Genomic DNA, 22,696 nt, shown 5'->3' with positions numbered 1-22,696 from the left:
CGCAGTCGCAACGATTGGAGTGGCAATGGAACGAACAGCGGTCAACCCGGTGACATGGTCGCAGGAGATGGGATTCAACCAGGGCGAGGTCGTCGCAGGGCACACCCGGACCCTCTACATCTCGGGGCAGACCGCGATGAGCAAGGACGGCCGGCCCGAGCACGACGGGGACATCGCGGCCCAGCTCGCGCTGGCCGTGGACAACCTCGAAGCCGTGCTCGCCGAGGCCGGCATGTCCCTAACAGACCTCGTCAGGCTCAACGTGTACACCACCGACGTGGACGCGCTGTTCCCGCACTACGGCGTGCTCGCCGGGCGGCTCGGCGCCGCGGGCGTCGCGCCCACAACCACGATGCTCGGGGTGACGCGGCTGGCGATCCCCGGTCAGATGATCGAACTCGAAGGAACCGCTGTCGCGTAACGCGGCCTTGCCACTCCTGCTGCTCGTGCCGGTCTCGCCGGCGCGAGCAGCAGGAAGATGGGGAGCATACGATGCTCACGATCATGACGATCGGGGTCTATGGCTGCGATATCGGCGCCTTCTTGGAGGGGCTGCGGGAAGCGAACGTCCGCCTGTTGCTGGAGTGCGCCGGCGCCGGGGTGTCCAGGGACCCGAGTACGCCTGGACCAACTCGCTCAGGCTCCAGGCCGCCCTCGCCCAGGTGAAAATCGACTACCGGCAGGCCAACGCCCTTCTCAGCAGATCGTCTCGCGGTGCCGCGAAGTCCAAGGCACCGCGAGCCCGGCAGGGGCGCAGGCTGTGACCGCCGATCGACCGCTTCGCTGCGGCTCTGGTCCCCTTATCCACAGGAAGCCGCCGAGCCAACGTCGCGCACCGCACCGCACCGACGCGGCTGCTCGGCCGGCCGGGGGACCAGGCAAAAACGCCCCCGGGGACATGACGAAGCCCAGGCGAGAAACTTACTCTCACCTGGGCATTTACGTCGGGCTGACAGGATTTGAACCTGCGACCACTTGACCCCCAGTCAAGTGCGCTACCAAGCTGCGCCACAGCCCGTCCGCGCTCTCTCCGAGCGCTCTCAGAGATTACAACAGGAACGGACCGAAACACTAATCGGCTGGTCAGCGCGTTTTCACGACCGGGCGTCGGGAGCTCACTTGCGGCGGTCGCGCTTCTCCCGCACGCGCACCGAGATCCGCACGGGACTGCCGTCGAAGTTGAACTCCTCCCGCAGGCGACGCTCGAGGAAGCGGCGGTAGCCGGCCTCGAGGAAGCCCGTGGTGAACAGCACGAAGGTCGGCGGCCGCGTAGCCGCCTGGGTGGCGAACAACACCCGGGGCAGGCGACCGCCGCGCATCGGCGGCGGAGTCGCGGCCACGACCTCCTTGAGCCACGAGTTCAGGCGTCCGGTCGAGATGCGCTTGTCCCACGACTCGAGGGCCGTCTCCATGGCCGGGACGAGCTTCTGCACCGCGCGACCGGTCTTGGCGGAGATGTTCACCCGCGATGCCCACGGCACCCGCAACAGGTCGCGGTCGATCTCGCGGCCGAGTTCGTAGCGGCGATCCTCGTCGACGAGATCCCACTTGTTGAACGCGATCACCAGGGCGCGCCCGGACTCGACGACCATCGTGATAACCCGCTGGTCCTGCTCGGTGATGGGCTGCGAGGCGTCGATGAGCAGCACCGCCACCTCGGCCGCGTCGATCGCACCCCGCGTGCGCAGGGAGGCGTAGAACTCGGCGCCGGACGCACTGTTGACGCGCTTGCGCAGACCGGCGGTGTCGACGAAGCGCCACGGCTTGCCGCCGAGCTCGACGATCGAGTCCACCGGGTCGACGGTGGTGCCGGCGATGTCGTGCACCACCGACCGTTCGTCGCCGGCGAGCTTGTTGAGCAGGCTCGACTTGCCGACGTTCGGCTTGCCCACCAGCGCGACGCGGCGAGGCCCTTCCCCACCGGTACCCTCGCGGGGCGTGGCCGGCAGCTTGGCGAGCAGCTCGTCGAGCAGATCACCGGTGCCGCGACCGTGGGTGGCCGATACCGAATAGGGCTGGCCGAGTCCGAGGGACCACAGTGTCGCGGCTTCGGATTCGACACGGTCGTCGTCTACCTTGTTCGCCACGAGCAGCACCGGAGTCTTCGACCGACGCAGCACCTTCGCGACGGCCTCGTCCACGCTGGTGGCGCCCACGGTGGCATCGACGACGACGAGGATCGCGTCGGCGGTGCGCATCGCGACCTCCGCCTGGCGGGCCACGGACTGCTGCATGCCCTTCGCGTCGGGTTCCCATCCGCCGGTGTCCTGCACCATGAACCGGCGGCCGTTCCACGACGCCTCGTACGAGACGCGGTCGCGGGTGACGCCCGGGACGTCCTCGACGACGGCTTCCCGTCGGCCGATGATGCGGTTGACCAGGGTGGATTTGCCGACGTTCGGTCGGCCGACCACGGCGACGGTCGGGACCGGGACGAACTCCTCGAGGTCGCCGCCCTCGGCGAATTCGATGTCCCAGTCGCCTTCTTCCGACCACGTGCCGTCGCCGTCGAACCCGGTGTAGTCGGTACTCAGGTCGTCGCTCACAGCTTCGCTCCAGTCTGCTCGGCGACCACCGCGAGCAGCGCGGCGATCACCTCGTCGATGTTCATGTCGCTGGTGTCCACGACGACCGCGTCGTCCGCCGCACGCAGCGGGGACACCGCGCGGGTGGAGTCGAGGTGGTCGCGGCGCTGCACCGCGGCGAGGACCGCCTCGTAGTCGTCGCCGCGACCCTCGGCGATGTTCTGGTTGTTGCGCCGGTGCGCGCGGGCCTCCGCCGAAGCGGTGAGGAAGATCTTCACGTCCGCGTCGGGGAAGACGACGGTGCCGATGTCGCGTCCTTCGATCACGACGCGGTGCTCGGCGCGGCCGAGCCGCTGCTGGGCCTCGACGAGCAGGGTGCGCACCTCGGGCACGGCGGAGACCGCGGAGACCGCGGCCGTGACCTCGGCGCCGCGGATGACCTCGCGCACGTCGTCCCCGTCGAGGCGGATGTCCTCGACGGTGGGGTCGGTGCCGATCGACCACGGCAGGCCGGCGGTGACCGCGGCGATCGCGGCCGGATCGGTCAGATCGGTGCCGCGGCGCAGGGCGTGCAGCGTCGCGATGCGGTACATCGCGCCGGTGTCGAGATAGGCGGCACCGAGATGCTGCGCGAGACGCTTGGAGACGGTGGACTTGCCCGTGCCGGACGGCCCGTCCATCGCGACGACCAACGCGTCGGCCGGTGCTCCGGTCACAGCTTCACCGCCTGGTACAGGCCCCCGACCTCGTTGCGGCCGAGGACACGGAGGGTGCCGGGACGCTGGTCGCCGAGCGCCACGGGACCGATGTTGGTGCGCACGAGCCGGATCACGGGGAACCCGACCGCATCGAGCAGACGTCGCACGATGTGCTTGCGTCCCTCGTGCAGCACGAGCCGCACCAGCGACTGGCCCTCGTGGACCTCGAGCAGCGAGAACTCGTCGACGGAGGCGGGTCCGTCCTCGAGTTCGATGCCTGCCTTGAGCTGCTTGCCGACACCGCGGGCGAGCACACCCTTGACGGTCGCCAGATAGGTCTTGGGCACCTCGAAGGACGGGTGCATCAGCCGATGGGCCAGTTCGCCGTCGTTGGTGAGCAGCAGCAGCCCTTCGGTGTCGGCGTCGAGACGACCGACGTGGAACAGGCGCTGCCCGGCGGCGACGCGTTCGGAGACGATGTCGCCGACGCACGGACGGCCGAGATCGTCGGACATCGTGGACTGCCAGCCGCGGGGCTTGTTCAGCACGAGGTGCACGAGATCCTTGTTGATGACGACGCGGACGCCGTCGACCCGGATCACGGCGTTCTCCGGGTCCACGCGCAGGCCCTGCTCGACGACGATGTTGCCGTCGACCTCGACGCGACCCGCGGCGATGAGTTCCTCGGCGGCGCGGCGCGAGGCGACGCCGGCCTGGGCGAGCACCTTCTGCAGCCGCACGCCTTCACCGGCGGGCAGCTGGGCGGGGCCGGCTTCGCGATGCTGGTGCCGCGCGGGACGGGCGTTGCTCACGGTCGGAACGACGCGCTGCGCGACGCGCTTGGCGGCAGGCTTGGAGGGCTTACCGGTCGAGGTGCCCTTGCGGTGCGGTTTGCGACCTCCGGCCGACTGTGCCGGTTTGCGACCTCCGGCCGACTGTGCCGGTTTGCGACCTCCGGCCGACTGGCCTGGAGTGGCCCGGCGATCGGAGCGGGGTGAGTCGGTGCGCTCCCCCGAACGGGGAGCTTCGGTGCGTCCTCCGGAACGCGGTGCTTCCGCGCGTCCCGAGCGGGATCCCCCGGTGTTGCGCGTGTTCGCGCTACGAGGATTGTTTCTTCTACGGTCCGGTGTGCCATCACGGCGAGCGGGTGTATTCACTTGGTTCCTGTCAGTTCTCTGGATCGAACTCCGCGGGCGAGAGAGTCTCGGGACGCGCGTTCCTATCCATTCTCTCAAATCGTGGGTCCGACTCGAGACTGTCGGCGATGTCGTCGATCACATCGACATCGGGCAGAAGCGGCGCAACGGGCGGCAGATCCTGCAGAGATGCCAGGCCGAGGCGTTCGAGGAACAGCTCCGTGGTGACGTAGAGCGTGCCGCCGGTCTCCGGATCGGTGCCCGTCTCGGCGATCAGATCGCGCGCGAGCAGGGTGCGCATCACCCCATCGACGTTGACGCCACGCACGGCACGGACACGGCTGCGCGTGACCGGTTGCCGGTAGGCGATCACGGCGAGCGTCTCGAGTGCGGCGCGGGTGAGCTTGGTGCGCGCGCCACCCTGCAGCAGCTTCTCGACGTAGGGCGCGAAATCGCGGCGCGTGTAGAAGCGCCAGCCGTCGCCCGCGAACCGCAGGTCGATGCCGGATCCGCGCGCGGTGAGGTCCTGTGCGAGACGCCGCAGTGCGGCCTCGGCGTGGTCGGCGGTGACCCCGATGGCGGTCGCGAGCTGCTCGGTCGGCGCGGGGGTGTCGACGACGAGCAACAGTGCCTCGAGTGCCGCAGTGAGTTCGTCGGCGGCGATCTCGAGAAGTTCACCGTCCCACGCGCGTTCCGGCGCAGCAGTGTCTTCGTCACGTTCCCGCGCGGTGTCGTCCGTGCTCCCCGGCGCAGCGTCACTCTCGTGCGCGTGCTCCCGCGCGACGGTGTCGTCGTTCACCCGTAGTCCTCCTCGAAATCGATGGCCTCCCCGTCGTTCTCCCCCGTCCACGCGACCTGCAGATGTCCGAGCGGGTCGGGTTGTTCGAAGGTGACGGCACGTTCGCGGTAGAGCTCGAGCAGCGCGAGGAACCGGGCGACGACGAGCAGTCCGAGATCGCAGTCGGCGACGAGTTCGTCGAATCCGACCCAGACGCCGGCGCCGCGGGCGCGCAGCAGACCGAGGATGTGGGCGGCCTGTTCGGGAACCGACACCTTCGGAGTGTGCAGGTGGTCGAGGCCGACGGTCGGTGGTGGTTTCGGCCGGAACGCCGCGGCCGCGATCTCGGCGAAGCGGTGCGCGTCGACACCGAGCACGACCTCCGGTACGAGATTCTCGTAGCACTCCTCGAGCGACACCGCGCGCGGATAGCGGCGCAGGGCGGCGGCCTCGAGGGCGGCGAACTGTTCGGCGATCTGCTTGTAGGCCCGGTACTGCAGCAGACGCGCGAACAGCAGGTCGCGGGCTTCGAGCAGGGCGAGGTCCTCGGGGTCGTCGACCTCGCCGGCGGGCAGCAGCCGGGCGGCTTTGAGGTCGAGCAGGGTCGCGGCGACGACCAGGAACTCGGTGGTCTGGTCGAGGCCGAGTTCGGGACCGAGTTTGCGGGTGTAGGCGATGAAGTCGTCGGTGACCTCGTGGAGGGCCACCTCGGTGACGTCGAGGCGACGCTGCGAGATGAGGGTGAGCAGCAGGTCGAACGGCCCCTCGAAGTTGCGCAGGCGCACATGGAAGCCCGAGGTGGTCTCCTCGACCTCCGGCCGGTCCGGTTCGGTGGGTTCCTCGAGGACCACCGCGTCGACCTCCACATCGGGTGCCGTGCCGGTGTCCGCAGAGTCCTGGACGGGAGCGTGCACGGGGCTCAGCGACCGCTCCGGTGGATCACTTCCCGCGCGAGTGCGCGGTACGATTCGGCGCCGGCAGAGGTGGGCGCCCAGCGGGTGATGGGTTCGCCGGCGACGCTGGTCTCGGGGAACTTGACGGTGCGGTTGATGACGGCGTCGTAGACGAGATCGCCGAAGACCTCCACGACCCGCGACATCACCTCACGACCGTGCAGGGTGCGCTGATCGAACATGGTGACGAGGATGCCGGCAACGGTCAGCTTCGGGTTGAGCCGGTCGCGGACCTTGGCGACGGTGTCGTTGAGCAGCGCCAGGCCGCGCAGGCTGAAGAACTCGCATTCCATGGGGATGAGCACCGAGTCGGCGCAGGCGAGCGCGTTGACGGTGAGCAACCCCAGCGACGGCTGGCAGTCGACGAGGATGTAGTCGTAGCGGTCGAGCACCGGGTACAGGGCGCGGCCCAGGGCCTGTTCGCGGCCGACCTCGGAGACGAGCTGGATCTCGGCCGCCGACAGGTCGATGTTGCTCGGCAGCAGGTCGAGGCCCTCGACGTGGGTGCGCACGAGCACGTCGTCGGTGGACACCCGCGGTTCGACGAGCAGGTTGTGCACGGTGAGATCGAGATCGTGGTGGGCGACGCCGAGTCCGGCGGACAGTGCGCCCTGCGGGTCGAGGTCGACGAGCAGGACGCGGCGCCCGTACTCGGCGAGGGACGCCCCGAGGTTGATGGTCGAGGTGGTCTTGCCGACCCCGCCCTTCTGGTTGCACATCGCGATGATGCGGGCCGGTCCGTGGGTGGACAACGGCACCGGTTCCGGGACGGGACGGCGTGGCCGGCCGGTCGGTCCGAGATCGGGCTCGGCAGCGGTTCCGGAGGTGGTGGAAGGCTCGGTGGTGGACGTTCTGTCGGTGTCCTCGCAGCCGTGTGCGTCGACCGGGACGGTGTTCGACCGGAGGTGCTCCGGCTCCGTGTACGTGGCGGGTGGCCGAGGTGTGCCCACGTTCGGTACTCCCCCTGTCTTGCGACCCGGATGTCTTCTCGTCGACCCGTCGGGTGACCCGGCGGCTCGTCCACAGAACGCTACCGCTTCGTCGGCAGGATCACCGCACGGACACGCGTCCCCTGCGGAGTCGGTCATCGTGCCCGCGGATGCGCCTGCGCCCATACCTCCCGGAGGGCACCGGCGGTGACCAGGGTGTATATCTGCGTGGTCGTCACAGAAGCATGCCCCAGTAACTCCTGTACCACGCGTACGTCGGCGCCACCGTCGAGCAGGTGCGTCGCGAAGGAGTGCCGCAGCGTGTGCGGCGACACCCCGACGTCGACTCCGGCGCGCTCGGCGGCGGTCTGCAGCACCTTCCACGCGCTCTGCCGCGACAGGCGGCCGCCGCGCGCGTTGAGGAAGACCGCGGCGGTGCGGCCGGTTGTCAGGGCGGGTCGTCCCCGCACGAGATAGGCGTCGAGCGCGCCGAGCGCCGGGCGTCCGACCGGGACGAGTCGCTGTTTGCCGCCCTTGCCGCGCAGCAGCACGGAGCGTGATTCGGTGTGGATGTCGTCGACGTCGAGCCCGACGGCCTCGGAGATGCGGGCGCCGGTGGAGTACAGCAGTTCGAGCAGGGCGCGGTCGCGCATGCTGCGGGGTCCGTCGGCGTCGCGGCCGGCGGCGTCGAGGATCGCGGTGACCTGGTCGACGGTCAGCGCCTTGGGCAGGCGACGCCCGGGCGCCGGGGGTTTGACGGTGCGGGCGACGTCGACCGGGGTCTGTCCTTCGGCGGCGGCGAAGCGGTGCAGGCCGCGCACGGCGATCAGGGCGCGGGCGGCCGAGCTCGCTGCCAGCGCCGGGCGGTTGCGTTCCGGGTCTCCGCGGCGCAGGCTCGCGGCGAAGTCGCTGATGTGGTGTTCGTGCACGTCGGCGAGGTCACCGATGTGGATGTCGGTGAGGTGTTCGACGTAGCGCAGCAGGTCGCGGCGGTAGGAGGCGAGGGTGTTCGTCGCGACCCCCCGTTCGACGGTCAGGTGCGCGAGATAGGCGTCGAGTTGCCCGGTGAGTGTCGGGGACGGCTGCGGAGCGACCTGCGTGGCGGGACGCTCCTCACCGGGCAGCACTGCTCACCCCTCCGCGCGCGTGCGGGCGAAGGTGGTGGGCCGGTCCGGCCAGGGCGCGTCCGGTGCGCGGGTCGCGGTGCCCGTCGCGCGGGCGGTTGCGAACGCGAGGAGACCGGACACCGCGGTGGCGTTGACGATCTCCCCGCGCAGCACCATCGCCACGGCCTCGTCCACCGGGACGCGGCGGACCTCGAGATCGGCCTCCTCGTGCTCGGGTTCGGGCCGGTCGACCTCGCTCAAGCCGCGGGCGGCGAAGACGCGCACGGCTTCGTCGGTGAATCCGGGTGAGAGCGCGATGTCGACGAGGAGTTCCCAGTCGGCGGCGGCCAGGCCGGTCTCCTCGGCGAGTTCGCGGCGGGCGGTGTCGAGGGGGTCCTCGCCGGGTGCGTCGAGCAGCCCGGCGGGCAGTTCCCACAGTCGCCGGCCGAGCGGGTGCCGGTACTGGTGCACGAGCACCACCCGGTCCTTCTCGTCGACGGCCACCACCGCGACCGCACCGTGGTGTTCGACCACTTCGCGTTCGGCGGTGTGGCCGTCGGGCATCGCCACGTTGTCGACGCGCAGCGACACGATGGCGCCCGTGTAGATCCGCCGGCTGTCCAGGGTGCGGAAGTCGTGTCGCTGCGCCATGTCGACTACTCGGCGTCGCCGGCGGTGGACGTCGACGCGGTCGAGCCGACCGATTCCTCGGAGGTGCTGTTCTCGCCGTGGATGTCGACCGGGAGTCGCTCAGCCGCCTTGTACTGCAGTGCCGCGGCAACGAGGCCGGAGAACAGCGGGTGCGGGCGGGTGGGCCGGCTCTTGAGTTCCGGGTGCGCCTGGGTGGCGACGAAGAACGGATGCTGCTCGGCCGGGTACTCGACGAACTCGACGAGTCGCCCGTCCGGGGAGGTGCCGGAGAACACCAGACCGGACTTGGCGATCTTGTCGCGGTAGGCGTTGTTGACCTCGTAGCGGTGCCGGTGCCGTTCGGAGACCTGCTCGCTGCCGTAGGCCCTGGCCACGACCGAGCCCTTCTTCAGCGTGGCCGGGTAGGCACCGAGACGCATGGTGCCGCCGAGATCGGCCTCACCGGCGACCGCCTGTTCCTGGTCCGCCATCGTGGAGATCACCGGGGCGGTGGTGTCGGGATCGAACTCGGTGGACGACGCGTCCTCGATGCCGACCGACCGCGCGGCCTCGATGACGACACACTGCAGGCCCAGGCACAGGCCGAGCAGCGGGATCCGGCGGGTGCGGGCGAACCGGATGGCGCCGAGCTTGCCCTCGATGCCGCGGATGCCGAAGCCGCCGGGGATCAGGACGGCGTCGACGTCGCCGAGGTGCTTCTCGGCACCGGCCTCGGTCTCGCACTCGTCGGAGGCGACCCAGCGGATCTTGACCTTCGCGCGGTGCGCGAAACCGCCGGCGCGCAGTGCCTCGGTGACCGACAGGTAGGCGTCGGGCAGGTCGATGTACTTGCCGACGAGCGCGACCTCGACGGTCTCGCGGGGGTTGTGGACCCGCTCGAGCAGGTTGCCCCACACGGTCCAGTCGACGTCCCGGAAGGGCAGGCCGAGCTGGCGCACGACGTAGGCGTCGAGTCCCTCGCTGTGCAGCACCTTCGGGATGTCGTAGATGCTCGGCGCGTCGGGGCAGGAGATGCAGCCGGCGACGTCGACGTCGCACATCAGCGAGATCTTCGCCTTGAGCGAGGCCGGCACGTCGCGGTCGCAGCGCAGCACGAGCGCGTCGGGCTGGATACCGATGTTGCGCAGCGCGGCCACCGAGTGCTGGGTCGGCTTGGTCTTCAGCTCACCGGACGGCCCGAGATAGGGCACGAGCGAGACGTGCAGGAAGAAGCAGTTGTCGCGGCCGACCTCGTGGCGCACCTGGCGGGCGGCCTCGAGGAAGGGCTGCGACTCGATGTCGCCGACGGTGCCGCCGATCTCGGTGATCACCACGTCGGGGGTCTGGCCCTCGGAGTCGGGTGCGGCCATCGCGAGGATGCGGCGCTTGATCTCGTCGGTGATGTGCGGGATGACCTGCACGGTGTCGCCGAGATATTCGCCGCGGCGTTCCTTGGCGATGACCGTGGAGTACACCTGCCCGGTGGTGACGTTCGCGTCGGCGGACAGGTCGCGGTCGAGGAAGCGCTCGTAGTGGCCCACGTCGAGGTCGGTCTCGGCGCCGTCCTCGGTGACGAAGACCTCACCGTGCTGGAACGGATTCATCGTGCCGGGGTCGACATTGAGGTACGGGTCGAGCTTCTGCATCGTCACGCGCATGCCGCGTGCGGTGAGCAGAGTGCCCAGGCTCGACGCTGTGAGCCCCTTGCCGAGAGAGGACGCGACGCCCCCGCTGACGAAGATGTGCTTGGTAGGGGTACGCGAGTGGCGTGACTGTGGCAAAGAAGCTCCCGTGACGTCAGGTGCAGGACTTTTGGACTGATGCGATACAGCTGGGGCCTGCCGACCCACGGAACTTCACGGTAACACCTCCGTGGGCGGGCGCGTACCCGACTCGCGATTGCCGACCCTCGGTGCAATCGACGTCACAGGCGGCGACGCTCAGCGGGCCGGGGAGCCGACTGTGACGGCGGTGGCGCTCGGCCCCGTCCCGTACCGGCCGGTGCCCCCGTCGTACTGCTCGCGCAGCGCCAGAACCGTCGTCAGGCGCCCCGATTCGCGGTCGAGATTGTCGACCGTGGACAGGCCCGCGGCGAGCGCGGCGTCGGCCCGCACGACGGCGATCGGTCCGTTGCCCTCCGCTGCCCCCGTGCGGCCGGCGAGCACCGCGCCGGCGCCGCGGCCGTCGACGACTCCGGCGAAGCGCGCGATGAGCGACCCGCGATTGCCGGCGCGTTCGGCGTTGCCGCTGTGGTCGCCGGTGACAACGAGGGCGCTCTGGGCCGGTTCGACCTGGCCGTCCTCGTAGGTGACGAAACCGCCGCTGCGCAGCGTGGTCAGGGCGAGGGCGCGTTCCTCGGGGGTGCTGCGCGGTTGCCCGGTGCCCGGGTCGACGAGCAGCACCGCGCCGAGCAGATCCCCGGCGAGACTGCCCGGGTCGACGGCGCCGGTCTGCAGTTCCACGCCGGCGGGCACGACGTTGGTGACGGTTGTGCGGAGCTGGTCGGTGCCGGAGGCGTCGACGAACGAATCGGTCAGCGCGATCCGGGCGGTGACCCGGCCGCCGGCATCACCGACGGACCGCACGACGGCGTCGACGTCCTCGGGTGCGGCGTCCGGGGTGGTCACGAGAAGGACGGTGCGGTCGAGGAGTTCGTCGCGCACGATCCGCGGGCCGACGGTCGAGTCGAACCCGTCGGCGGCGAGCAGTTGTGCCTCGAGCCGGCTGCCGTGGTCCTCGGCCTCCTGGATCTCGCGGCGCAGCTCGGCCTTGTCGTCGCGCAAGCCGGAGACGACGCTGTCGGCCAGCAATCCGGAGCCGAGCACGATCCCGACCGCCAGGCCGAGGAACACCGCCACCAGGGAGACGACGTGATGGCGCATCGAGATCACGCGCGCAGACCCCGAATCCACTCGACGGCGGAGTCCCACCACTGCCGGGCGAGTTCGACGACGTCGGCACCGAGATTGGACACGGCGAGTGCGGCGATCACGGCGATGAGGGCCGCGAAGACGAGCAGGGCGATCACGCCGCCCGAGACGCGGCTGCGGTAGAGGGTGGCCACCGCCTTCGCATCGACGAGTTTCGGCCCGACCTTCAGACGGGTCATCACCGCCGACGGATTGGTGTCGCGACGGCCGTGGTCGAAGAACTCGTCGAGCGAGACAGTGCTGCCGACGGTCACCACCAGCGCCGCACCGTGATGCTCGACGAGCAGCAGCGCCAGGTCGGTGGGGGTGCCGACGGCGGGGAAGGTCATCGCGCCGATGCCGAGATCCTGTATCCGCTCGAGACCCGGGGCGTGGCCGTCCGGGTCGGCGGGCAGCACCACTTCGGCGCCCGATTTGAGGGTGGAAGTGCCGATCTCGTCGGGGTCGCCGACGATGAGGTCGGGGCGATAGCCCGCCTTGGAGAGGGCGTCCGCGCCGGGGCCGACGCCCACCAGGATCGGTGAGTACTCCTTGATGAACGGCTTGAGATCCTTGAGGTCCTGCACATGCCCGGGGCCGTCGGAGACGACGACGACGTGCCGGTCGCGCAGGTCCAGGTCGATGTCGGGGATGCCGACGCCGTCGATGAGCAGCGGGCTCTCCGAGCGGATGAACTCGATGGTGTTGCCCGAGAACGCCTCGAGGTGATCGACGAGCCCGGTTCGCGCCTCGATCATGCGGTCGGAGATCTCGATGTCGGTCTGCTCGTCGCCCTCGATGAGCAGCTTCTCCCCCGCGTACACGCCACCCTCGTGCACCCGGACCTTCGCGCCGTCCTTGATCTTCTTGAAGACCTCGGTGCCGACGTTGTCGACGAGCACGATGTCGTGCGCGACGATCACTTCGGGACCGAGATTCGGGTACCGGCCCGAGATCGACGGGGACGCGTTGATCACCGCGGTGACGCCCGCCTCGACGAGCGCATCGGCGGTGACACGATCGAGGTCGATGGCGTCGAGGACGACCACGTCGCCGGGACCGATCCGGCGCAGCAGCTTCGCGGTGTTCCTGTCGACCCGGGCAATGCCACTCACTCCGGGCAACGTTTCGTTGTTACGGGACAGCAGCGCCGGCATCTTCATGCAAGAGATGATGCGCCGGTATACGAGTGAGGTTGTGGAGGCGCGCCGGTAGTCGTGTGAACATCACCCCGGCACGCCGGGCGGGTCAGCCGGTGCGCTCGGCGTGGGCGACGGCCAGCAGTTCCTCGGCGTGCGCACGTCCGGTCTCGGTGTCGTCGAGACCGGCGAGCATGCGGGCCAGTTCGGTAACCCTCTCCTCCTCGGTGAGGGTGCGCACCCCGCTGCTGATCACCCCAGCCCGGTCGTCGACCTTGTCGACGACGAGATGGGTGTCGGCGAACGCCGCGACCTGCGGCAGGTGCGTGACCACGATGACCTGGTGGGTGCGCGACAGGCGCGCGAGACGCCGGCCGATCTCGACGGCGGCGCGGCCACCGACCCCGGCGTCGACCTCGTCGAAGACCATCGTCGCGCCGCGCTCGGAACCGGCGAGCACCACTTCGAGGGCGAGCATGACGCGGGAGAGCTCACCGCCGGACGCGCTGCGGGCGAGCGGGCGGGCCGGGGCGTCGCTGTGCGGAGCGAGCCGGAACTCCACCTCGTCGATCCCGGATTCGCCGGCGTGCAGGAGCCGGTCGCCGACCGACAGCGGGGCGGTGTCGCTCACGGTCGCCGCGCGGTCGGCGATGTGCACGTCGAGCACGGCGCGCCCCATCGCGAGGCCGGACAGTTCCTTGCTCACGGCCTTCGCGAGTTTGCCGGCGACCTTGTGCCGCGCCGCCGACAGCGCGGTGGCGGTCTCCGCGGTCGCGGCGGCCTCCGCGTCGACCTCGGCGGCGAGCTTGTCGATCGCCTCCGCGGAGACGTCCAGTCCGGACAGGCGTTCGCGGGCCTCGCGCGCCCACTCGAGCACGCCGTCTATGTCGGCGGCGTACTTGCGGGTGAGGTTCTTCAGTTCCGCCTGCCGGTTGAGCAGGGTCTCGAGCGCGCTCGGGTCGGACGGCAGGTCGGACAGATAACCGGAGATGTCGCCGGTGACGTCGGTGACCACCGCGATCGCCTCGCCGAGGCGGGGCCCGAGCTCGCGCAGGGCGGGATCGTCGCAGCCCTCGAGGCGGGCGCGGGCCTCGCCGAGCAGGTCGAGTGCCGCCGAGTACGCGTCGGCGTCGCCGCTGTCGTCGCCGGCGAGGGCGTTGTGCGCGACGGTGGCCGCCTCGCGCAGCGAGTCGAGGTCGGACAGGCGCCGCACCTCGTCGACGATGCGGGTGTCCTCCCCCGGTTCGGGTGCGACGCGGTCGATCTCGTCGAGACCGAAGTGCAAGCGATCGGCCTCCTGCGCGAGCTCACGCGACCGTTCGGTGCGTTCCTGCAGTTCGGCGCGGGCCTCGAGCCAGCGGCGTCGCCGGGTTCGGTAGCGGTCGAGCAGACCGGCGACGGTCTTGCCGCCGAACCGGTCGAGCGCGGCGCGCTGCTCGTCTGGACGCAGGAGCCGCAGCTGGTCGTTCTGGCCGTGCACGGTCAGCAGCGGCCCGGTGAATTCGGACAGCACCCCCACCGGCACGCTGCGTCCGCCGAGGTGGGCGCGGGAGCGGCCGTCGCTACCGACGGTGCGCACGGCGATGATGCTGCCGTCCTCGTCGCGCTGGGCGCCGGTGGCCTCGAGCAGTTCGGCGATCTGCTGTTCGATGTGGCTGGGCGCCGGTTCGATCTCGAAGCGTCCTTCGACCACGGCGCGGTTGGCGCCGACCCGTACCCGGGAGGGGTCGGCGCGCACCCCGGAGAGCAGATGCAGGCTCGTGACGACCATCGTCTTGCCGGCACCGGTCTCGCCGGTGAGCACCGTCAGTCCCCCGTGGAAGCGCGCGTACGCCTCGGAGATCACACCCAGGTTGTCGATCCGGATCTCTGCGAGCATCTCAGAGTTTCCTTCCCCGCCAGCCCTTCACCGGAAGTTCGAACTTGCGCACCATCCGATCCGCGAACGGTGCCGAATCGAGCCGCACCCAGCGGACCGGATCGCATCCTCGCACCACTTCGAGCCGGGCCCCGGCCGGGACGTCGATGATGCGGCGACCGTCGCAGAAGACCACCCCGTCGTGGCCGCCGGCGAGGGTCTCGACGGCGATGATCGACTCGGGGCTGGTTACCAGCGGGCGCGCGAACAGAGCGTGTGCGTTGCTCGGGATCACCAGCAGCGCTTCGAGTTCGGGCCAGACGATCGGTCCGCCGGCCGAGAAGGCGTAGGCCGTCGATCCCGTCGGGGTGGCGACGAGGACACCGTCGCAGCCGAACGACGAGACCGGACGACCGTCGACCTCGAGCACCACCTCGAGGACCCCGAGCCGCGACTTGTTCTCGAGACTCGCCTCGTTGAGCGCCCACCCGCGGTCGAGGACCTCGGCGTCCATGCGCACCGTCACGTCGAGCGTCATGCGTTGTTCGACGCGGTACTCGCGGCGCACCACCTGCATGAGCGCTTCCTCGAGGTGTTCGGCCTCGGACTCGGCGAGGAAACCGATGCGGCCGAGGTTGATCCCGAGGACGGGCACCGCCGAGTACTGCGCGAGTTCGGCGGCCCGCAGGAAGCTGCCGTCGCCCCCGAGGACGATCACCATCTCGCAGCCGGCGGCCGCCTCCGGTCCCGGTTCGACGACGCTGATGAAACTGCCCGGCAGGGCGAGGACGCCGAGTCCGTTGCTCACCGACTCGTCGTCGAGGGTGCGCAGACCGATGCCGGCCTCACCGAGGATCTTCGCGACCCGCAGCGCGGTGCCGGCGATCTCGTCGCGCCCCGAATGGGAGACCAGCAGGATCTCCCGGCCCGATCGCACCGCGTCGGCCGCGGCGGTCTCTTCGCTCACTGTGGTCCTTCCTGAACCGCACGCTCGATCAGTTCGATCACCGCCGGGTCGAGTTCCTCCGGTCCCGGCTCTCCGGCCCGCAGCCACAGGAAGTACTCGACGTTCCCGGACGGCCCGGGCAACGGGCTCGCCACCGCTCCGAGGGTGCGCAGCCCCTGCCGCTGCGCTTCGCGCGCGACGTCGAGCACCGCCTCGGTGCGCAGCGCCGGGTCGCGTACCACGCCGCCGCTGCCGACCCGGTCCTTGCCCACCTCGAACTGCGGTTTGACCATCGGCAGCAGGTCGCCGCCGGGGGCGACGCAGGCGACGAACGCCGGCAACACCAACTTCAGCGAGATGAACGACAGGTCCGCGACCACCAGGTCGACGCGCCCGCCGATCGTCTCCGCGTCGATGCTACGCACATTTGTTCGATCGATCACATGGACACGCTCGTCGGACTGCAGACGCCAGACCAGCTGGCCGTAGCCGACGTCCACCGCGACGACCTCCGCGGCACCCTCGTGCAGCAGCACATCGGTGAAACCGCCGGTCGACGCGCCGGCGTCGAGGCAGCGACGCCCCGACACCTGCAACCCCTGCGGCGTGAACGCTTCGAGGGCGCCGAGGAGCTTGTGGGCACCGCGGGACGCCCAGGAGACCTCGTCGCTCCCCTCGGTGACGATCAGCGGCGTGTTCGGTTCGACGGCGGTCGCCGGTTTGGAGGCCACGGTGCCGGCGATCAGCACCCGACCTGCGGCGATCAGTTCGCTGGCGTGCTCGCGGGAGCGCGCCAGACCCCGCCGCACCAGTTCCGCGTCGACGCGTGCCCGGCGTGCCACGTCAGATCTTGTCCACGGTCGACAAAGCCTGCACGAGGACCTCGTGGGCTCGTTCGAGCAGGTCGGCCTGCTCGAGCAGCACGGACTGATCGGCGCTCTCGGCACCGGGGACGGATGCGCCCTCGCGGACACGCGCCAGCAAAGCGTCGACCTCCTCGCGGACGTGTGCGGGATCGACGGTGGGGCGTGCGCCGGGAAGGTGTTCGCCCGGACGTGGAATCGGCGTGCTCATCGCCGTCCACGCTAGTCGATGGATGCGACCGGGCTACACCCTCCGGTGCGGATCAGACCGTCGCCGCCCACGCGTCCACGACGGACCGCGCCCGCTCGTCCACCGGACGGACCTGTCCGAATCCGGGGTTGGCCCAGGCGATGTCGAGCAGACCCCGCAGCGCCTCCATCGGATCGGCGGCCGACGGCGCGGCGGCGAGGTGAAGATCACCCCCGTCGACCGTGACGTCCCACGAGTCGTGCGATGCGACACGGAGCCGGTCGGCCGGCTGATCGAGACTCGTGAGCGAGGCCGCGACGTAGGTCGGGCGCTGCTCGGCCGGAGCCCGCAGCAGATCGTCGACGGTGCTGACCCCGGTCAGCACGAGCAGGGAATCCGCACCGACGGCGTTGGCGCCTTCGATGTCGGTGTCCAACCGGTCACCGATGACGAGGGGACGACGGGCACCGCCGCGACGGATCGCGTCCTCGAGCAGCGGAGCTGCGGGTTTGCCCGCCACGATCGGGGTCGCGCCGGTGGCGTTGTGCACCGCCGCGACCATCGACCCGTTGCCGAGGACGAGTCCGCGCTCGGTCGGCAGGGTCGAGTCGACGTTGGTGGCCACCCACAGAGCGCCTGCGCGGACGGCGAGCGTCGCCTCCGCCAGGATCGCCCATCCGGTGTCCGGGGAATGCCCCTGCACGACCGCCACCGGATGCGCGTCCGCGGACCGAACCGGGGTGAGGCCGACACCGGCCACCTCCTCGGCCAGGGCCTCGGTGCCGACGACGAGCACCGGCACACCGGCCGGGAACCGCTCGGCCAGCAGGCGCGCAGCGGACTGCGAGCTCGTCACCACCGACGAGTCGTCGGCCGGGAAGCCGAGTTCTCGCAGGTGCAGGGCGACCTCCGACGGCCGGCGGCTGGCGTTGTTCGTCACGTACAGAACGGTGTCGTCACCGGCGGCCAGCGCCTCGCGAGCACCCGGGACGGGTTCGGCGCCCCGGTAGACGGTGCCGTCGAGGTCGAGCAGCAGGACGTCGTAGATCCGACGCAGACTGTCGCTGGAAGCCGTACTGCCGGAAACGTCGGTGCCGTCGGTCACGGCGACTCTCCGGTGAGCTCCTCCACCCGCTCCTCGGCGTCGGTGACGCCTTCGATGTCCGCGCCTGCGGAGTGCAGGAACCATTGCAGGCCTTCTTCGGTCCGCCCGGCGGCGACGAGAGCGTCGGCGTAGGCGTAGAAGAGACGGGCAGCCGGTGTACCGGTCCGCTCGGGGTCGAGATCGGGCGTCTGCAGGGTGACGACGGCCTGGTCGTACTGACCGAGATCCATGCGGGCACCGGCGAGGACAATCCGCAGCTCTGTCGCCTCGTCGCCGGTCAGCTTGCGAGCTTCCTCGCTCCGGCCCAGTTCGAGCGCCTTCTCGGGGCGACCGAGACCGCGTTCGCAGTCGGCCATCACGGCGAGCAGTCCGGTACCACCGGACATGCGACGTGCTGCGCGGAGTTCGGACAGCGCCTCCGCCCACTCCCCGGCGTGGTAGGCGGTGATGCCGGCGGCCTCGCGGACGACCGCGATGCGGCCGGCGCGCTGACGGGCGGCGCGAGCATGGGTGAGCGCGGCGCGAGGATCGTCGTCGAGCAGACGACCGGCCATCACCAGATGCCGGGCGACGGAGTTCGCGTTCGACTTGTCCAGGCTCAGCAGATCGCGGCGGATCGTCGGGTCGAGCTCGGATGCCTCGACGTCGTCGGGGATGTCCGGCTCGTCCGGACGTGCATCGCGGCGCTGCGGTGCGATGCCATCGCGCCCGCGACCCGGACCGAATCCACCTTCACCGCCACGACGACGGGGTGCTCCCTCGCCACGACGGTCGCCGGACTGGGGGCCACGGCGGTCGCCGGAATAGCCTCGCCGGTCGCCGCCACCTCGCTGGTCGCCACCACGACGATCGTCGCGGTTGCCGTAGCTGCGCTCACCGCCGGGACGGTCCGAACCCTGACGGGGACGGTCGCCGTACTGCCGACCACGCTCGTCGCCGCGGCTCGACCGGTCATCGCTGCGGCGGGGGCGGTCGTCGCCTCCGGAACGTTCGCGGTAGGGACGGTCGCTGCGACCGGAACGAGCGTCGTCGCGGCCGCGATCCCGGCGGTCTCCGCCCTGGAAGGAACGGCGGTCGTCGCCACGCTGGGAGCGCTGATCGTCACTGCGCTGGGGGCGCCGATCGTCACCGCGCTGCGGACGGTCGTCTCGTCCGGACGAACGTCCGGCGGATCCGTAGCCACCCTGCCGGCGGTCGTCGCCGCGTCCACGCTCGCCGCGGTCGCGGGGTGCGCGCTCGTCGCGGCTGTCGCCGGCGCGTTCCTCGCGCTCGTTCTTGCGGCCCGACCACGGAGTGGATCCTCCACTCCTGAAGGACCGACGTTCACCGTTGCCGTCGGACACAGAAAAATCCTCTCATGAAAACACGAAAGGGGACCCAAACGAGTGGGTCCCCTTTCGGAACGGGTGTTCGGCGGTGTCCTACTCTCCCACACCCTGTCGAGTGCAGTACCATCGGCGCAGACAGGCTTAGCTTCCGGGTTCGGAATGGGACCGGGCGTTTCCCTGTCGCTATGACCGCCGTAACTCTATGAAACAATAGTCCACGCAGATTCCTCGAATCACCTGCTGCTGCAGGATTTTCGGATCTGTGTGTGTTGTTTCAGATACCGCACAGTGGACGCGTAACATCTTCGTGGTAAGTCCTCGGCCTATTAGTACCGGTCACCTCCACCCATTGCTGGGCTTCCAGTTCCGGCCTATCAACCCGGTGGTCTGCCGGGGGCCTTACCCCCTCGAGGGGGTGAGAAACCTCATCTTGGAACAGGCTTCCCGCTTAGATGCTTTCAGCGGTTATCCCTTCCGAACGTAGCCAACCAGCCATGCCCCTGGCGGGACAACTGGCACACCAGAGGTTCGTCCGTCCCGGTCCTCTCGTACTAGGGACAGCCTTCCTCAAGTTTCTAACGCGCGCGGCGGATAGAGACCGAACTGTCTCACGACGTTCTAAACCCAGCTCGCGTGCCGCTTTAATGGGCGAACAGCCCAACCCTTGGGACCTACTCCAGCCCCAGGATGCGACGAGCCGACATCGAGGTGCCAAACCATCCCGTCGATATGGACTCTTGGGGAAGATCAGCCTGTTATCCCCGGGGTACCTTTTATCCGTTGAGCGACACCGCTTCCACATGCCGGTGCCGGATCACTAGTCCCGACTTTCGTCCCTGCTCGACCTGTCAGTCTCACAGTCAAGCTCCCTTGTGCACTTGCACTCGACACCTGATTGCCAACCAGGCTGAGGGAACCTTTGGGCGCCTCCGTTACATTTTGGGAGGCAACCGCCCCAGTTAAACTACCCACCAGGCACTGTCCCTGAACCAGATCATGGTCCGAGGTTAGAGGTCCAATACGATCAGAGTGGTATTTCAACAACGACTCCACCCATACTGGCGTATGAGCTTCACAGTCTCCCACCTATCCTACACAAACCGAACCGAACACCAATACCAAGCTATAGTGAAGGTCCCGGGGTCTTTTCGTCCTGCCGCGCGTAACGAGCATCTTTACTCGTAATGCAATTTCGCCGAGTCTGTGGTCGAGACAGCAGAGAAGTCGTTACGCCATTCGTGCAGGTCGGAACTTACCCGACAAGGAATTTCGCTACCTTAGGATGGTTATAGTTACCACCGCCGTTTACTGGGGCTTAAATTCTCAGCTTCGCGGATTGCTCCGCTAACCGGTCCTCTTAACCTTCCAGCACCGGGCAGGCGTCAGTCCGTATACATCGTCTTACGACTTCGCACGGACCTGTGTTTTTAGTAAACAGTCGCTTCTCTCTGGTCTCTGCGACCACCCCCAGCTCGGACCGCAAGGGCCGTCACCGAGCGTGGTCCCCCTTCTCCCGAAGTTACGGGGGCATTTTGCCGAGTTCCTTAACCACAGTTCTCTCGATCGCCTCGGTATTCTCTACCTGACCACCTGTGTCGGTTTGGGGTACGGGCCGTGTACCAACTCACTAGAGGCTTTTCTCGGCAGCATAGGATCACTGAATTCCCCTCAACGGGTACGCATCACCTCTCAGGCTGCATGAACGGCGGATTTGCCTACCATTCGCCCTACCGGCTTACACCAGGTACTCCATCACCTGGCCCAGCTACCTTCCTGCGTCACCCCATCGCTTGACTACTACAATCAGGGTCCCGTGCAGCCATCCCCACAGTTCCCGAAGGAACAGCGGAAACTTTTGGACGGTTAGCACAACTGATTCGCCATTGGGCGCGGATACACGGGTACGGGAATATCAACCCGTTGTCCATCGACTACGCCTGTCGGCCTCGCCTTAGGTCCCGACTCACCCTGGGCGGATTAACCTGGCCCAGGAACCCTTGGTCATCCGGCGGACGAGTTTCTCACTCGTCTTTCGCTACTCATGCCTGCATTCTCACTCGCGCAGCCTCCACACCTGGATCACTCCGGCGCTTCCACGGCTGCACGACGCTCCCCTACCCACCCACACCACTGCACACGTTCCCGCAGGAACGAATGGGTGTTGTGTGAGTGCCGCGGCTTCGGCGGTGTACTTGAGCCCCGCTACATTGTCGGCGCAGAACCACTTGACCAGTGAGCTATTACGCACTCTTTCAAGGGTGGCTGCTTCTAAGCCAACCTCCTGGTTGTCTCAGCGATCCCACATCCTTTTCCACTTAGTACACGCTTAGGGGCCTTAGCCGGCGATCTGGGCTGTTTCCCTCTCGACTACGAAGCTTATCCCCCGCAGTCTCACTGCCGCGCTCTCACTCACCGGCATTCGGAGTTTGGCTGATTTCGGTAAGCTTGTGGGCCCCCTAGACCATCCAGTAGCTCTACCTCCGGTGAGAAACACGCGACGCTGCACCTAAATGCATTTCGGGGAGAACCAGCTATCACGGAGTTTGATTGGCCTTTCACCCCTACCCACAACTCATCCCCTCAGTTTTCAACCTAAGTGGGTTCGGGCCTCCACGACGTCTTACCATCGCTTCACCCTGGCCATGGGTAGATCACTCCGCTTCGGGTCTAGAACATGCCACTACATACGCCCTATTCGGACTCGCTTTCGCTACGACTACCCCACACGGGTTAACCTCGCGACATGCCACTAACTCGCAGGCTCATTCTTCAAAAGGCACGCCATCACCCACCACGAACTGAATCGTGCATCGGCTCTGACGGATTGTAAGCGCACGGTTTCAGGTACTATTTCACTCCCCTCCCGGGGTACTTTTCACCTTTCCCTCACGGTACTAGTCCGCTATCGGTCACCAGGGAGTATTCAGGCTTATCGGGTGGTCCCGACAGATTCACACCGGATTTCACGGGCCCGGTGCTACTCGGGTACTTCTCACGAGAGCCGGCAAGTTTTCGTCTACGGGATTCTCACCCTCTACGACAGGCCGTTCCAGACCACTTCGACTAACCAACCGGTTTCTTACTCTCGCCCGTCATGACAGTGACGGGAAGAAAAGCCCCACAACCCCGAATACACAACCCCTGCCAGGTATCACATGTACTCGGTTTAGCCTCATCCGCTTTCGCTCGCCACTACTCACGGAATCACATGTTGTTTTCTCTTCCTGTGGGTACTGAGATGTTTCACTTCCCCACGTTCCCTCCACACACCCTATATATTCAGATGCGGGTAACACGACATCACTCGTGCTGGGTTTCCCCATTCGGAAATCCTCGGATCACAGCTCGGTTGACAGCTCCCCGAGGCATATCGCAGCCTCCCACGTCCTTCATCGGCTCCTGGTGCCAAGGCATCCACCGTACGCTCATAAACACTTACAACAAAGATGCTCGCGTCCACTGTGCAGTTCTCAAACAACACACAACAACCCCTACCGCAAGAAAACCGATTTCCTTGTTTCGCGGATCATCGTCGCTGATCAAACACATTGCGTGTTCTCTCAGGACCCAACAGTGCACCGATATAACCACCGCACACCACCA

17 protein-coding genes, 1 tRNA gene, 2 rRNA genes and 1 pseudogene are annotated in these 22,696 nt (G+C 68.2%); 1 reads left to right on the top strand and 20 read right to left on the bottom strand.

The genetic code is table 11. The annotated features are described in order from the left end of the window. Positions 1-25 precede the first annotated feature (25 nt). Entirely contained in the window at positions 26-421 is a 396-nt protein-coding gene (locus tag M3330_RS22210; RefSeq protein ID WP_006552734.1) for a RidA family protein, read from the top strand. A gap of 523 nt (positions 422-944) precedes the next feature. Here M3330_RS22210 and M3330_RS22205 read toward each other — a convergent pair. The 20 genes and pseudogenes from M3330_RS22205 to M3330_RS22110 all read right to left on the bottom strand — a co-directional run bounded on the left by M3330_RS22205 (position 945) and on the right by M3330_RS22110 (position 22,534). Continuing rightward, positions 945-1,018: transfer RNA gene (locus tag M3330_RS22205), tRNA-Pro, on the bottom strand. 97 nt (positions 1,019-1,115) lie between these two features. Then, the gene (gene der, locus M3330_RS22200) at positions 1,116-2,546 is read right to left on the bottom strand and encodes a ribosome biogenesis GTPase Der (RefSeq protein ID WP_019289613.1); all 1,431 of its coding nucleotides are present in this window, start codon (positions 2,544-2,546) and stop codon (positions 1,116-1,118) included. Continuing rightward, positions 2,543-3,205, bottom strand: a complete 663-nt coding sequence (gene cmk / locus M3330_RS22195; RefSeq protein WP_039585988.1) for a (d)CMP kinase — start codon at positions 3,203-3,205, stop codon at positions 2,543-2,545. The genes der and cmk overlap by 4 nt, the downstream gene beginning before the upstream one ends. Before the next feature lie 32 nt (positions 3,206-3,237). Then, the gene (locus M3330_RS22190) at positions 3,238-4,380 is read right to left on the bottom strand and encodes a pseudouridine synthase (RefSeq protein WP_255026376.1); all 1,143 of its coding nucleotides are present in this window, start codon (positions 4,378-4,380) and stop codon (positions 3,238-3,240) included. A gap of 10 nt (positions 4,381-4,390) precedes the next feature. Continuing rightward, positions 4,391-5,023 (bottom strand): SMC-Scp complex subunit ScpB, encoded by a 633-nt coding sequence (gene scpB / locus M3330_RS22185; protein ID WP_255029005.1) that lies wholly within the window; start codon positions 5,021-5,023, stop codon positions 4,391-4,393. Positions 5,024-5,154: 131 nt separating this feature from the next. Beyond that, positions 5,155-5,988 (bottom strand): ScpA family protein, encoded by an 834-nt coding sequence (locus tag M3330_RS22180; RefSeq protein WP_254707586.1) that lies wholly within the window; start codon positions 5,986-5,988, stop codon positions 5,155-5,157. Between the two features lie 68 nt (positions 5,989-6,056). Then, positions 6,057-7,040 carry a ParA family protein gene (locus M3330_RS22175; RefSeq protein WP_255026375.1) on the bottom strand — a complete coding sequence of 328 codons (984 nt, stop codon included), beginning with the start codon at positions 7,038-7,040 and terminating at the stop codon, positions 6,057-6,059. A 134-nt stretch (positions 7,041-7,174) separates the two neighbouring features. After that, positions 7,175-8,146, bottom strand: coding sequence for a site-specific tyrosine recombinase XerD (xerD, locus tag M3330_RS22170; RefSeq protein ID WP_052040137.1), 972 nt, complete (start codon positions 8,144-8,146; stop codon positions 7,175-7,177). Positions 8,147-8,149: 3 nt separating this feature from the next. Further along, complete coding sequence (locus M3330_RS22165; RefSeq protein WP_006552726.1) at positions 8,150-8,776, bottom strand: NUDIX hydrolase; 627 nt, start codon at positions 8,774-8,776, stop codon at positions 8,150-8,152. Positions 8,777-8,781: 5 nt separating this feature from the next. Then, positions 8,782-10,536: a CTP synthase gene (locus M3330_RS22160; RefSeq protein WP_024101113.1), complete on the bottom strand. Its 1,755-nt coding sequence runs from the start codon at positions 10,534-10,536 to the stop codon at positions 8,782-8,784. Positions 10,537-10,695: 159 nt separating this feature from the next. Next, the gene (locus M3330_RS22155; RefSeq protein ID WP_019289621.1) at positions 10,696-11,646 is read right to left on the bottom strand and encodes a copper transporter; all 951 of its coding nucleotides are present in this window, start codon (positions 11,644-11,646) and stop codon (positions 10,696-10,698) included. Further along, positions 11,643-12,827: a putative cytokinetic ring protein SteA gene (gene steA, locus M3330_RS22150; RefSeq protein ID WP_006552723.1), complete on the bottom strand. Its 1,185-nt coding sequence runs from the start codon at positions 12,825-12,827 to the stop codon at positions 11,643-11,645. Before steA ends, M3330_RS22155 begins: the two co-directional genes overlap by 4 nt. An 85-nt stretch (positions 12,828-12,912) precedes the next feature. Further along, a complete protein-coding gene (recN, locus tag M3330_RS22145) occupies positions 12,913-14,682 on the bottom strand; it encodes a DNA repair protein RecN (RefSeq protein WP_255026370.1) in 1,770 nt (589 codons plus the stop codon). Position 14,683: 1 nt separating this feature from the next. Further along, on the bottom strand, positions 14,684-15,628 hold the full coding sequence (locus tag M3330_RS22140; RefSeq protein WP_064852419.1) for an NAD kinase: 945 nt from the start codon (positions 15,626-15,628) through the stop codon (positions 14,684-14,686). After that, the gene (locus tag M3330_RS22135) at positions 15,625-16,449 is read right to left on the bottom strand and encodes a TlyA family RNA methyltransferase (RefSeq protein ID WP_219129142.1); all 825 of its coding nucleotides are present in this window, start codon (positions 16,447-16,449) and stop codon (positions 15,625-15,627) included. The genes M3330_RS22140 and M3330_RS22135 overlap by 4 nt, the downstream gene beginning before the upstream one ends. 1 nt (position 16,450) lies before the next feature. Next, complete coding sequence (locus M3330_RS22130) at positions 16,451-16,681, bottom strand: hypothetical protein (RefSeq protein WP_019289625.1); 231 nt, start codon at positions 16,679-16,681, stop codon at positions 16,451-16,453. 52 nt (positions 16,682-16,733) lie between these two features. Next, positions 16,734-17,765, bottom strand: coding sequence for an HAD-IIA family hydrolase (locus tag M3330_RS22125; RefSeq protein ID WP_019289626.1), 1,032 nt, complete (start codon positions 17,763-17,765; stop codon positions 16,734-16,736). After that, positions 17,762-18,541, bottom strand: a pseudogene (locus M3330_RS22120) (tetratricopeptide repeat protein); the annotation flags it as partial. The pseudogene M3330_RS22120 and the gene M3330_RS22125, both read right to left, overlap by 4 nt. Before the next feature lie 632 nt (positions 18,542-19,173). Then, positions 19,174-19,290, bottom strand: a 5S ribosomal RNA gene (gene rrf, locus M3330_RS22115). A 109-nt stretch (positions 19,291-19,399) separates the two neighbouring features. Continuing rightward, positions 19,400-22,534 (bottom strand): 23S ribosomal RNA (locus M3330_RS22110). Positions 22,535-22,696: the final 162 nt, after the last annotated feature.

This window comes from Rhodococcus sp. GA1 (assembly GCF_024321955.1).
GTDB classification, from domain to species: Bacteria; Actinomycetota; Actinomycetes; order Mycobacteriales; family Mycobacteriaceae; genus Rhodococcus; species Rhodococcus pyridinivorans.
This window is presented reverse-complemented; position numbering and strand designations above follow the sequence as displayed.